Source organism: Candidatus Latescibacterota bacterium, from assembly GCA_019038625.1.
Classification (GTDB): domain Bacteria; phylum Krumholzibacteriota; class Krumholzibacteriia; order Krumholzibacteriales; family Krumholzibacteriaceae; genus JAGLYV01.
This window is the reverse complement of the sequence record JAHOYU010000229.1, coordinates 1-13,205: the sequence shown is the minus strand read 5'-3', so window position 1 is coordinate 13,205 and position 13,205 is coordinate 1. Positions and strand designations below refer to the sequence as shown.

At 51.1% G+C, this 13,205-nt stretch carries 10 protein-coding genes; all 10 read left to right on the top strand.

The genetic code is table 11. The annotated features are described in order from the left end of the window. On the top strand, positions 1 to 928 hold a 928-nt coding region (locus tag KOO63_14850), incomplete at its 5' end, for an amidase (protein ID MBU8923095.1). A 124-nt stretch (positions 929 to 1,052) separates the two neighbouring features. Continuing rightward, positions 1,053 to 3,146, top strand: coding sequence for a hypothetical protein (locus KOO63_14845; GenBank protein MBU8923094.1), 2,094 nt, complete (start codon positions 1,053 to 1,055; stop codon positions 3,144 to 3,146). Between the two features lie 145 nt (positions 3,147 to 3,291). Further along, positions 3,292 to 4,275: an NAD-dependent epimerase/dehydratase family protein gene (locus KOO63_14840; protein ID MBU8923093.1), complete on the top strand. Its 984-nt coding sequence runs from the start codon at positions 3,292 to 3,294 to the stop codon at positions 4,273 to 4,275. A 54-nt stretch (positions 4,276 to 4,329) separates the two neighbouring features. Further along, positions 4,330 to 5,523 carry a glycine C-acetyltransferase gene (gene kbl, locus KOO63_14835; protein MBU8923092.1) on the top strand — a complete coding sequence of 398 codons (1,194 nt, stop codon included), beginning with the start codon at positions 4,330 to 4,332 and terminating at the stop codon, positions 5,521 to 5,523. A 181-nt stretch (positions 5,524 to 5,704) separates the two neighbouring features. Then, on the top strand, positions 5,705 to 7,690 hold the full coding sequence (locus KOO63_14830; GenBank protein MBU8923091.1) for a sodium-translocating pyrophosphatase: 1,986 nt from the start codon (positions 5,705 to 5,707) through the stop codon (positions 7,688 to 7,690). Between the two features lie 154 nt (positions 7,691 to 7,844). After that, the gene (ychF, locus tag KOO63_14825; protein ID MBU8923090.1) at positions 7,845 to 8,933 is read left to right on the top strand and encodes a redox-regulated ATPase YchF; all 1,089 of its coding nucleotides are present in this window, start codon (positions 7,845 to 7,847) and stop codon (positions 8,931 to 8,933) included. 107 nt (positions 8,934 to 9,040) lie between these two features. Beyond that, positions 9,041 to 10,774: a gamma-glutamyltransferase gene (gene ggt, locus KOO63_14820; protein MBU8923089.1), complete on the top strand. Its 1,734-nt coding sequence runs from the start codon at positions 9,041 to 9,043 to the stop codon at positions 10,772 to 10,774. Continuing rightward, a complete protein-coding gene (locus tag KOO63_14815; protein MBU8923088.1) occupies positions 10,774 to 11,547 on the top strand; it encodes a hypothetical protein in 774 nt (257 codons plus the stop codon). Before ggt ends, KOO63_14815 begins: the two co-directional genes overlap by 1 nt. A gap of 137 nt (positions 11,548 to 11,684) precedes the next feature. Next, entirely contained in the window at positions 11,685 to 12,392 is a 708-nt protein-coding gene (locus KOO63_14810; protein ID MBU8923087.1) for a hypothetical protein, read from the top strand. Between the two features lie 30 nt (positions 12,393 to 12,422). Further along, positions 12,423 to 13,097, top strand: a complete 675-nt coding sequence (locus KOO63_14805) for a hypothetical protein (GenBank protein MBU8923086.1) — start codon at positions 12,423 to 12,425, stop codon at positions 13,095 to 13,097. Positions 13,098 to 13,205 lie beyond the last annotated feature (108 nt).

Here is a 13,205-nt window from a genome sequence, read left to right as displayed (position 1 = left end):
GTATGGAGGGATGACAAGGAATCCGTGGGATCCCACAGAGGGTTCGTCCGGTTCGTCGGCAGGTTCGGCATCGGCCACGGCCGCCGGACTTGTCCCCTTTGCGATAGGGACCGAGACCTGGGGTTCGATCGTATCGCCTTCGACAAGATGCGGAACCACAGGTTTGAGACCTACTTTCGGGCTGGTCAGCAGGGCGGGAGCAATGGCTCTGAGCTGGTCCATGGACAAGATAGGCCCCATATGCAGGGAAGTCGACGACTGCGCGATAGTCTTTGACGCGATCAGGGGGAGCGATGGTATCGACAGAACTGTCAGAGATGTTCAGTTTGTCTATGATCAGGATATCGATCCTGCCTCGATTCGCATCGGATATATCAAATCGGCTTTTGATGAAGAATATGACTGGAAGGAGACCGATGCCAGGACTCTCGATGTACTGAGGGAGCTTGGATTCGAACTTGTGCCTGTGGAGCTTCCTGACTATCCGGTGTATTCAATGGCTTTCGTATTGAACGCGGAGGCCGCTGCAGCCTTCGATGAATTGACCAGATCGAATAGAGACGATCAGATGGTCAGGCAGATCAGGAACGCCTGGCCGAATGTATTTCGTGCCGCGAGGTTCATCCCGGCTGTTGAATATATCAAGGCGAACAGGATCAGGTATATGCTGATGCAGGAGATGGATAAGTTTCCAGTCGACGTATGGGTCTCCCCATCGTTTGTCGGTAAAAATCTACTTTTGACAAATCTGACCGGGCATCCCTGCGTCGTTCTTCCGAACGGTTTTTCAGATGAAGGCAAGCCAGTAAGCATCACATTCAACGGTCGGTTGTTTGAAGAAGGGCTACTTCTCGCGGTGGCAGGCAAGTATCAGGAGTCGACGGACTTCCACAAAAAACATCCACCTGCGTTTCAGGGCTCGGATTGAATTCTGACGTGATTTTCCGTGTCCGGAGTGGAATAGATCCGGAGAAGGACAATCTGCTTGAGATTTGGAGCCTCTGATGATAGAATCGCCGCTCCGAAACCGTCGTTTAAACAAGGAGAGCAGTATGAGAAGTTTCGTCAATGTCCCGTTCATTTTCAATACGTCCTTGATAATCGTATTATCGATGATGGCAATGACGATGGCCGCGGAGGCCAGGCCATCATGGATAAAGGGATCTATTGAAAAAATCGAAAAGGAAGTGACTTCGAGTCATGGGGACACCCAGAGTGAAAGACTTGTCCGTGGAATGTCGCAGGTAGCTGACTTCTGGCGGGATGAGGATGGTGGGCCTGAAGTGTTCGAAACTTTCGTGCTCGATAACTTTGCCATGGACGATGAGACACTCGCGGGGATGTTTTCCAGGTTCGAATCGATACTGGAGAAAATAAATGGATCGATCCACGGGATGTCTATTGAGATGCGCAGGCAGGCGGACCTCGACCTCGGGCCGATACTGCCGATGGACAGGGTCTTTGCCGGATACGACCCCGGCGCGCATATTGCGGACGATTTATTCGCCAACAAACTGGCTTTTGTCGCCCTGCTAAATTTCCCCGTCACTACTCTCGAGGAACGACTTACCGAGGGGAAGAAGTGGACCCGGGAGGAGTGGGCGATGGCGAGGCTCGCGCAGAGTTTTTCGCGGAGAGTACCGGCCCATGTCAATCAGGCATTGTCGGAGGCTGGTGCAGCGTCGGACGAGTATATCGCCGATTATAATATCTGGATGCACCATCTTCTGAACGACAGGGGAGAGAGATTGTTCCCCAAGGGCCTGAGGCTTCTTTCCCACTGGAACCTCAGGGACGAACTGAAGGCCAACTATGCCGATGATGAGATCGGATTCGAGAAGCAGAAGATGATCTTCCGTGTAATGGAGATGATAGTCGACCAGACCATCCCTGAGATAGTAGTCAATAATCCACATGTAGACTGGAATCCGTTTACGAACAGGGTGGAGACTGCTGCTGTCAATGATTCCGGTGAAGAGGCGATCACAGGGATGAAGGTGACTGCGGACAGGGAACCCGATACGAGGTACGAGATCCTGCTCGGTTGTTTCAGGGCTTCAAGGCTCCTCGACGAGTATTCTCCTTCCGCTCCGACGTTAATATCGAGGCGTTTCGATGAAGGAAGGGAGATACGTGAAGAGGACGTGGAGAAGATGCTGGTAAAGGTTTGTTCTTCACCTCTGGTCAAAAAAGTCGGGGCGATCATAGAGAAGAGGCTCGGCAGGGATCTGGAACCATTCGACATCTGGTACAACGGATTCCGTTCCACCGGAAAATACAACGAAGCCGAACTGGACAGGATAGTCCGGGAGAAGTATCCGAATCCGGAAGACTTTAAAAAGGATATACCCAAGTTCCTCGGTCTCCTCGGTTTCGATAAAAGCAAGATAGACGATATCTCGGAGAACATACTTGTCGAAGCAGCGCGCGGCAGTGGCCATGCATCCGGTGGAGAGATGCGGAACCAGCCCGCGAGACTTCGGACCAGGATAGGGAAGAATGGGATGGACTATAAGGGATTCAACATCGCTACCCATGAGCTGGGGCATAATGTCGAACAGACGATAACAATGAACTATATCGACCACACCCTTCTCAACGGTGTCCCAAACACTGCGTTCACCGAGGCTTTTGCGTACGTCTTTCAGGAGAATGACCTGATGCTCCTTGGCCTCGAGCCTGGACACGACCCCAAGTCAGAAGCGATGCATGTCCTGAACGATTTCTGGAACACATACGAGATCGGTGGCGTCTCTCTTGTAGACATGCGTATCTGGAGATGGATGTACGATAATCCGGAAGCTACAGCCGGGGAACTCAGGGATGCGGTGCTGGATATCTCAAAGGATGTCTGGAACCAGTATTTCGCTCCGGTGTTCGGCGTTAAGGATATCTATATTCTCGGGATCTATTCTCATATCATCCACTCGTTCCTCTATATCCCGGATTACGCGATCGGACATATGATCGCCTTCCAGGTAAAGGAACAGATGAAAAAGGCAGGAAACATAGGCAGTGAATTCGAGAGGATGTCGCTGGCTGGAAACATTGCGCCTGACCTGTGGATGATCAACGCAGATGGGACTCCGGTCGGTCCTGATGCTCTGCTTCACGCTACAGAGGAGGCACTGAAAGATCTCGAGTAGGGTAGCCTGGCAGGCAGTAATAAACGAAAATCATTTTCAGCCGTCCGGCATGCAGGAACAGGAAGGCTTGACCTCGGTGTGGCTGTACAATAATTTGATGTATTATGATGTACCATTTGGAACAGACAACAAGGCAGGGGCGTAGATGGGAAATATCGAGAAGAGAAAAGTACTGATCACAGGATCGCTCGGACAGATCGGTTCGGAGTTGGCCGGCGCTCTATGTGAAAGGTATGGTGGGGATAATATCGTCGCCACCGATATCAGGGATGACGGGAATGGATGTCTGGACTGCGCGGAGAGGTTCGAGAAGCTCGACGTATTGTCGATAGAGGATTTCAACCGCATTGTCAGGGAGAACGATATCGACGTCATCTATCATCTGGCGGCTCTTCTTTCGGCCGTGGCCGAATCGAGTCCGCAGAAAGCATGGCAGATAAATATGGAGGGGCTGTTCAACGCACTGGAAGTCTCGCGGGAAAACGGATGCAGTCTCTTTGTCCCGAGTTCGATAGGAGCTTTCGGTCCGGATACTCCTCTCGATGACACTCCTCAGGACACTATAATGCGTCCCCACTCCATGTATGGGGTAACGAAGGTGTCAGGTGAACTTCTATGTGATTACTACAATCTCCGGTTCGGTGTCGATACGAGGGGTGTAAGGTACCCCGGTATCATTTCGAACGTCACTCTTCCGGGCGGCGGCACGACAGATTACTCGGTGGAGATATTCTACAGGGCTATCCTTGACGGCAGGTATACCTGCTATCTGAATCCTGATACTTCTCTGGATATGATGTATATGCCTGATGCGATAAAGGCTGCGATCGATTTGATGGAAATCGATTCCGGGGCCCTTACGCACAGGAATGCTTTCAACGTCACAGCCATGCATTTCACTCCCGAAATGATCGCTGCCGAGATAAGAAAATATATTCCAGGATTCGAGATCACATACGAGAACGATCCTGTCCGTCAGGCGATAGCAGATTCATGGCCGAACAATATGGACGATTCGGCGGCAAGAGCCGAATGGGGATGGTTGCCGGAATATGGGATAGAAGAGATGACCAGGGATATGCTGGAGGTCCTCGGATCGAGGGCGGAAAAGGGTGAATTGAGGATATAGTCCGGTTGCAACGGCGGGCGATCCTGCCGGAAAGAAAGGAAAGAGGAGCGGGGAATGTACAATTTAAAAGAAGAGCTCAAAGCTACTCTCGAAGAGATCAGACAGGCTGGGTTGTTCAAGAACGAAAGGATCATCACCTCGGACCAGAAGGCGGCTATTACAGTCTCCACAGGCGAGAATGTCCTGAACTTCTGCGCGAATAACTATCTGGGCCTGGCGAATAATGCGGGCCTTATCAAAGCGGCCAAGTCAGCAATGGACAGCCATGGATTCGGACTGTCGTCAGTCAGGTTCATATGCGGCACACAGGACATACACAAGACACTCGAGGGGAAGATATCCCAGTTCTTCAAGACTGAGGACGCGATCCTCTATACATCGTGCTTCGACGCTAACGGGGGCCTCTTCGAAGTGATTCTCTCCGCGGACGACGCGATCATAAGCGACGAACTGAACCATGCCTCGATCATTGACGGCGTGAGGTTATGTAAGGCCAAGAGGTATCGCTACAAGAATAATGATATGGAAGACCTCAAGGTCCAGCTGGAAGCTGCGAAAGCTGATGGTGTCGGAAGGATCATGATAGCCACAGATGGAGTATTCTCCATGGATGGGATCATTGCTCAGATTGACAGGATATGCGATATAGCCGAAGAATACGGAGCGCTGGTCATGGTAGACGATTCTCACGCGACAGGTTTCTTCGGGCCTACCGGACGGGGAAGTGTGGAACACTGTGGCGCGCTTGGACGAGTAGATATAATAACTTCGACTCTTGGCAAGGCGATGGGTGGGGCTTCAGGCGGATTCACTACAGGAAGGAAGGAGATCGTCGATCTGCTCAGGCAGAGATCGCGCCCTTACCTTTTTTCCAATTCACTACCCCCGGCCCTCGTCGCCGCAGCTATCAGGACTTTTGATATGCTGATGAAGCCCAGCGCGATGCTTGGGGTCCTTGCAGAAAATACTAAATATTTCAGAGAGGAAATGAACGCGGCCGGATTCGATATAGTCCCTGGTACTCACCCGATAGTCCCAGTCATGCTGGGAGACGCGAAACTTTCACAGGATATGGCTAATATGCTTCTCGATGAAGGAATATATGTCATCGGTTTCTTCTATCCTGTTGTTCCAAAGGGAAAGGCGAGGATCAGAGTGCAGATATCAGCTGCCCATAACAGGGAACATCTGGAAAAAGCGGTGGGAGCTTTCATAAAGGTCGGAAAGAAATTGGGAGTCATTTCCTGAAGGACGGGTCAACAAAAAGAAGATAGAGCCAGCTCACAAAAAGGGCTGGTTCTTTTTAGCTGGTATTCACAGACAATGTGAATCTTCTTGACAACTTTGCCTAAATATAAGAGGTTGCGAACCGAAAACATGTTTAGCAGACTGCTGTAAGATCAGGCGACATGGAGAACTGGAGGACATGATGAGTGCTGAGTTTCTGGCCAAGCTGTTGAATGTAGCGCCGTGGATCGGCGTGGCAGGAATGGTGATAGCTGTTATCACTTATTTTAATGTAAAAAAATATCCTGAGGGTACGGATGTGATGAAAAAGATCGCGGACGAGATCCATCTCGGGGCCTTCGTTTTTCTTAAAAGAGAATACAGCATTATCGCGATTTTTATCGCGATAATATTCGTCGTACTGAATTTCGCGCTCAGTACCTGGACGGCCATCGCATTCCTGATCGGAGCGATATGCTCGATGGGAGCCGGACTGCTTGGGATGGAAGCGGCGACCCGTAGCAGCGTGAGAGCCTGCCAGGGAGCCAAGGACGGCGGTATGAACAGAGCGCTGATGATCGCTTTCGGTGGCGGGTCTGTGATGGGTATATCGGTAGCGGCCCTGGGTGTTGTCGGGATAGGCTTCTACTTTTTCTTTACAAGGGATCCAAAAATAATCAACGGGTTCGCGATGGGAGCAAGTTCGATCGCCCTGTTCGCGCGTGTGGGTGGAGGCGTATTTACGAAAAGCGCGGATGTCGGGGCCGACCTTGTCGGCAAAATAGAGGCGGGAATCCCCGAAGACGACCCGAGGAATCCAGGAGTGATCGCCGACAACGTCGGAGACAATGTCGGGGATACTGCCGGAATGGGTGCGGATCTTTTTGAAAGTTACGTGGGAAGCGTTATCGCTGCTATAGCTCTCGGAGCATCAATGACAGGCGTTGAGAATATCAGATATATGGCGCTTCCGATACTTCTGATCGCCGTGGGCCTCATTGCTTCGGTGATCGGGATCTGGTCGATCGGCCTGTTGAAGAAGGCCGGTCCCCAGGAAGCTCTGCGGTACAGCGAATATTTCAGCGGAATCCTGTTTATAGCTGCCTCGTGGTTCTTGATAAAGATGGTGTTAGGTACAACAGAGCCATTCTGGGCCATCCTGGCAGGAATAGTGGCGGGTATTCTTATCGGAGCGGAGAGCGAGTTCTTTACTTCGGGCCCGCCTGTAAAGACAGTGGCCCGGTCCAGCGAGACCGGCCCGGCTACTGTTATTATCACAGGACTGGCTGTCGGTTTTGAAAGCACGATCATGCCGATCTTCACTCTCGCGGCCGCGATGTTTGTTGCCTATACCTTTGGTGGCGGACTTTACGGGATAGCGATATCTGCTGTCGGAATGCTCTCTATAATCGGGATAGTGATGTCGACAGATTCTTACGGTCCGATCGCCGACAATGCCGGGGGTATCGCCGAGATGTCGAAAGCCGGACCGGAGATCAGGAAGATAACTGACAAGCTTGATTCCATAGGGAATACGACCGCTGCGGTGGGCAAGGGTTTTGCCATAGGTTCGGCAGCACTAACCGCGCTTGCCTTGTTCAGCGCCTATCAGAAGACTGTGGGGCTGGATTCGATCAACCTCGCGTCAACGAGGACAGTCATAGGACTCTTCCTAGGCGGGATGATGCCGTTCATGATGGCCGCCATGACGATGAAGGGTGTGGGCCGGGCGGCGAACAAGATGGTGATCGAGATAAGAAGACAGTTCAGAGAGATCGTCGGCCTGATGGAAGGTGAGGCTGAGCCCGATACCAAGTCGTGCGTGGATATCGTGACAAAGGCTGCCCTGAAGGAGATGATCCTGCCGGGTATCATAGCGATAATCGCTCCGCTTGCTGTGGGATTCCTGCTGGGACCCGAATCGCTTGGAGGTTTCCTTGCGGGGGCCACGGTGACAGGTGTGCTGTTGGGCATTTTCATGTCGAATGCGGGTGGTACCTGGGATAACGCGAAAAAATGGATCGAAGAGGGAAACCTTGGTGGAAAGGGAACCGACGCGCATTCTGCTTCTGTGGTCGGGGATACTGTCGGAGATCCGTTCAAGGATACTTCCGGGCCGAGCATGAATATCCTGATCAAGCTAATGGCGGTAGTGGCTCTTGTTTTCGCCCCGTTGTTCATGAAGTAGACGATCTGGAATAATAGTACAAATGAAGATCCCCGGCCCCTTGGCCGGGGATTTTTCATTTTACAGAGTGCATCACCTGGGCTATCATTGTTTCTGAAAGGCATCCACCGCAGTATGGCAGAAAAAGACTTCTCCGGATGAAGAAAGGGGCGACATGGCGCTCACAATCGGTATAATCGGTCTTCCGAATGTTGGAAAATCCACACTTCTGAACGCCCTCGCGAGCGCCGGTGCCGAGGCTTCCAACTATCCCTTCTGCACCATAGAATGCAACAAGGGGGTCGTTGCCGTACCAGACGAAAGGCTCGGTCGGCTGGCGGAGATCCTGTGTCCGGACAAGGTCATTCCAAGTCACATCACATATGTCGATATTGCCGGCCTGGTAGAGGGCGCGAGCAGGGGGGAGGGGTTGGGGAACAAGTTTCTTCATCATATCAGGGAGGCCGACGTTCTGGTCCATGTCCTGCGTTGTTTCGATGATTCCGATATCAGCCATGTCTTTGAGGGGGTCGATCCGGTCAGGGATTTTCAGACCGTTGAGACAGAACTGTTCCTGTCTGATCTGGACAGGGTCAGCAAATGGATCTCGAAGGAGAGAGAGCGGGCAAAAGCTGTAAAAAAGGGTGAGAGGAAGGAGCTCGAATTTCTGGAAATGATAAGAGGTTCTCTCTCGGAAGAAGAACGTGTGGACCAGGCTGGTATGAACGAGCATCAGTTGGAGACCATGAGCGAACTGGGGCTTCTTACGCAGAAGCCGATGATACTGGTCCTGAACTCGGGTGAGTCCGAAGAGGCTGACTGCCTGGAAGGACAGGTATCAAAGGTCCGGGACCATCATGGCCATGAACCGGTGGTCATATCCGCGAGGGTGGAGGAGGAACTGACGGAACTTCCCGAGAGCGAGAGGGAAGAGTATATGCGGGAACTGGGGATAGAGGACGAAGCTAGAAATAGTTTTATCGAAAGATGCCATTCTCTCCTGGGCCTCGTAAGGTACTACACGGCTGCCAATGGGAAACTGCAGGCATGGTCGATACTCGAGGGAACGAAGGCTCCTGACGCTGCAGGGATGATCCACAGCGATATGAAAGACGGATTCATCAGGGCAAAGGTAATGAGTTATGTTGATCTCGACAATCACGGGTCGGAATCGGAAGTTCAGCATCATGGTCACCTCCGTACAGAGGGCCACGATTATACTATAAAAGACGGTGACGTCATCCAGTACCTTTTCAAGAATTGATATCAGGCCGCAAAACTGAATATACGTTTACATAGAATGACGATACTGGTATCATCGGCACGCCTGCGGGATATTCCTGGAGGTGACTGATGTTGCGGGGGGAGCCGATGAACATCCACATTCGATCATATTTTTCCAGGATCGCAATAACGCTGGTTATTTCGATATTCTTTTCATCCATACCTCTTGTTGCAAGTGATCCGGTTTCCGAAAGATCGTCAGCCGGAATGGTCTCTACAGCATGTTCCGAAGCGACATCAGTCGGAGTGGCTATTCTTGAAAAGGGTGGCAACGCGATCGATGCCGCTGTTGCTACCGGATTTGCCCTCGCGGTCACATTCCCTTCTGCGGGGAATATTGGCGGGGGTGGTTTTCTGCTCGCCAGAATGGATTCAGGAACAGTATTTTTTATCGATTTCAGGGAAAAGGCTCCTATGGCCGCTTCTGAGAATATGTATCTCGACAGGGCCGGAGATGTGATAAAAGGGATGAGCACGACCGGTCACAGAGCCTGCGGTGTGCCCGGCACGGTTGCTGGGCTGTATATGGCATGGGAGAAGTATGGGACCCTCGAATGGGAAGAACTGATCGAACCTTCCATCAGACTGGCGGAAAAAGGATTCACGATCGATTATCATCTGGCACGTTCGCTTCGAAAATTAATGAAATACGATAGCGAATATCCTGGAGTTAAGAAGTTTTACAGGGAAAGCGGCAGGCCTATGGTGCCGGAGGACACTCTGGTCCAGCCGGAGTTGGCACGTGTACTTAAATTAATAGCTCAAGATGGGCCTGAAGCTTTTTATCAGGGATGGGTGGCCAGGTTGATCGTCCGTGAGATGGAGAGGGGTGGCGGACTCATCAAGATGGATGATCTTAACGAATACAGGGCTGTTTTCAGGGAGCCTGTAATCGGGAGCTATCGTGGGCATATTGTGATATCAGCTCCTCCACCAAGTTCGGGCGGGATCGTGTTGTTGGAGATTCTGAATATACTTGAAGGGTTCGACATGCAGGAAAATGATCGGGTGAAAGCAGATGTCGAACACCTCCTGATAGAGGCGGAGAGACGCGCGTACAGGGATCGTGCTCAGTTTCTGGGAGATCCTGACTTTATCGATATGCCTCTCGGGAGGCTTCTTTCAAGAGAATATGCGGATCGGCTCAGGAATTCGATCGGGGAGAGTGCGACGCCATCTTCGAGTCTTGGAAAGGCTCTCCCAGGCTCACACGAGAGCGAGGAGACCACACATTATTCAATCGCTGATGGAGAAGGAAATGTTGTTGCTGTTACAACGACACTCAACAGCGCTTATGGCTCGAAAGTAGTTGTGGAAGGCGCAGGTTTCCTTATGAACAATGAGATGGATGATTTCTCGTCAAAACCGGGTGTGCCGAATATCTATGGCCTGGTGGGAGGAAAGGCCAACTCAATCGAGCCAGGCAAGAGGATGCTCAGTTCGATGACACCGACGATAGTCCTCCGGGACGAAAAACCCCTTCTGGTTCTTGGTTCGCCGGGCGGTTCCACAATCATAACGACCGTCACCCGGATAATCGTAAATATAATCGATCTCTGCATGAGCCCTCAGGAAGCAGTGTCTGACGGGAGGATCCACCATCAATGGATGCCGGATAAGGTCTATTACGAAAAAGGAATGGTCGATCGATCCGTTATTGAAGGTCTGAAGAGCAGGGGGCATATCATAAAAGAGAGGGCCCCGATAGGCGATGCCCAGGTGATCATGATTCAGGAAAAAGAAATGTACGGTGTATCCGACCCCCGTCGTGGCGGGTCTTCCAGGGGAGTAAGAAAGGTAGTCAGGAAGGGAGTCGACTGATGAAGAAACTTTTGATTCTGGGAGCGGTTTTCGTGATGGCAGTGTTGTTCAGTGGTGAGATGTCAGGGGCCTGGGCCGTTGAACTGGATCCGTACGAGATGTTGGATGCATTCGGCCGTTTCCCCTTCGCCAAAATAATCCCGCTGGATAATGGTAGTGGCTGGGGAGTGATATATGCTGACGTCAACGGGAAAATATTCCTGAATAGATGGACGGGGAGCGGTTGGAAGAGGGAATGGGAACTGACGAATCTGGGAGCCAGGGTGAGAAGATTCTTCATAACGGACGTCGAACCTGACGGCAGTCCCGACATTGTCATCGTGACGGTAGCCGGGAGGTTGCTGATATATTCAATGGAAGGATATGTAAACCTCTGGGAGAATATCGAGGATGATTACACCAGTATCGAGGCCGTGGAGCTGGCCAATATAGACGGTGACCCACAGCAGGAATTCGTGATGATAGCAAACGGGACGCTGTATATCATCGATGCACTCGACAAGAGCATACAATGGAAAAGCGAAAGAAAATTCGAGGCGTCCGAGATCGTGGTGGCAAATATGGACGCCGATGACCAACTCGAGATCGTCCTGAACACAGGCGTGGTCATAGATAGCAAATTCCGCAATATTGAACTCGAGTGGGCCGAGAGCTTCGGAGACAGAATAATGGTATTTGACATGAATAACGATGGTTACCCCGAAGTGATAGGTGAATTTTCCGACTATTCCCTGAGAATATTCGACGTTTACAGGGAGAGAGAAGTCTGGTGACCAGCAATAAAGATTATTAGGTAGATATATTCATAGATTCTTCTTTAATTATTTTCGGGTTTGTGGTAGAATGCTTCAGGGTTGGTAAAAAATATTTTACAGAAGCAAAGAGAGAGTTCTCATAAAGGAGGGAAGCAGTGATCAAAAGGGTAATGTTAGTCGTTATGGCATTCTCCTTCCTCGTTTTTTCCGCTTCAGGCATCTCTGCCATCGAGTTTAGGACGGAGACGTTTGCGCTCGACGGGGGAGGTTCTTTTATGGATTCACCCCCTTACTGGAGCGGGAATATTACCGGAGGGACATTGTCTACGGGTGTTTACTGGATCTCAATGGACGACAGCAGCTGGCCTGTCGATAACCCGGGAACGCCGAACAATGAGAGATGGGATTATATCTTCTCGAATTATTTCACATATGATGCCACGCCGGGAGCCGAAGGATGGGACGGACAATGGCCTCAGGTGATGCTGGGAGACGATGCGCCTGAATGGCGTTTCTACACCGATGCCGGCGATACTCTCGGGGGCCTCTGTTCGAGCTTCAGAGTTGTTATCCGCGATTACAACGGTAACGGGATCATGGAAGACAGCGATTATCTTGCCAAGCAGTTTTCCATCGGATTTGTATGTTACATAAATTTCAGCAAGGGATGCTTTACGAGTTTCTGCGGTCAGGGCAACTGTGCAGGGACTCTCGATCTTATCGATGATTCGACGATGGAAGAGGAGCTTTATGTTCCCTCACCGATATCGGCATCCGGAAGACTATATCTCCGCGATACCAGCTGCGTGACAGCAAACGAAGCTTCCAGCTGGGGTTCGATCAAGGCGATTCACAAGGACTGAATTTCCTGCAATGAAAGGAAGTGAGCTTAAATGAGAAGACGCACTTTATCGGTCCTGTTCCTAGTCATGATCGTCCTGATACCGATCGAGCTTTTTGCTGAGATGCCCGATACACTTTTTCTCGAATTTGATTTCGAAGGTTTTGGGAACATGATCATGGCATCGCCTCCTATGTATTTCGGGGATATCATCGCAGGTGACCCTCTTGTGGTCGGAGGGACCTGGTGGGTTGAGATCGATGATACCGGCTGGCCCGGGACGGGTGATCCGGCAGCCAGGTGGCAGTACCTCTATGACAATTTCTTTGAATACAATCCAATGACTGGATCCTGGACAGCTGAATTTGACGGGGAGTCACTTGCCAGCAAGCCGAACTGGGAGATCACACATCCCGTAAATGGCATAATGGAAGGGACACTCGTGATCTCATTCACTTTCGGGGACTGGGATTTCGATGGCATACTCGATATAGAAGAACGGATGTTCGGCACCTACGAAGGCACACTTATGGTCATGAAGTACGGTACCGGCAATTTCGCCGCGTATTGTGGTAGCGGAGCATATAACGGGTCATGTCAGAACGCGGATCCGGCGAACTGGGCAGACGATTATGTCGAAGGACATTGTGTGATGGACCTGGTGAATTGTTCCATTGCCAATGAAAATAGAAGCTGGAGTTACGTGAAGACACTCTACAAAGAGTAGGTTTTTACTTCGGCTGGAATCCGATTGTTAGGCGTATCCACATTGAAGTGGGTACGCCCTTTATTTCTCCAGGCACGAAGCGGATGTCCCGTGCGGCCTCAATAGCCG

Excerpts from the sequence above, each read along its gene's own strand:
- KOO63_14845 (MBU8923094.1), top strand. The coding sequence starts at position 1,053 with ATGAGAAGTTTCGTCAATGTCCCGTTCATTTTCAATACGTCCTTGATA.
- KOO63_14840 (MBU8923093.1), top strand. The coding sequence starts at position 3,292 with ATGGGAAATATCGAGAAGAGAAAAGTACTGATCACAGGATCGCTCGGA.
- kbl (MBU8923092.1), top strand. The coding sequence starts at position 4,330 with ATGTACAATTTAAAAGAAGAGCTCAAAGCTACTCTCGAAGAGATCAGA.
- KOO63_14830 (MBU8923091.1), top strand. The coding sequence starts at position 5,705 with ATGAGTGCTGAGTTTCTGGCCAAGCTGTTGAATGTAGCGCCGTGGATC.
- ychF (MBU8923090.1), top strand. The coding sequence starts at position 7,845 with ATGGCGCTCACAATCGGTATAATCGGTCTTCCGAATGTTGGAAAATCC.
- ggt (MBU8923089.1), top strand. The coding sequence starts at position 9,041 with ATGAACATCCACATTCGATCATATTTTTCCAGGATCGCAATAACGCTG.
- KOO63_14815 (MBU8923088.1), top strand. The coding sequence starts at position 10,774 with ATGAAGAAACTTTTGATTCTGGGAGCGGTTTTCGTGATGGCAGTGTTG.
- KOO63_14805 (MBU8923086.1), top strand. The coding sequence starts at position 12,423 with ATGAGAAGACGCACTTTATCGGTCCTGTTCCTAGTCATGATCGTCCTG.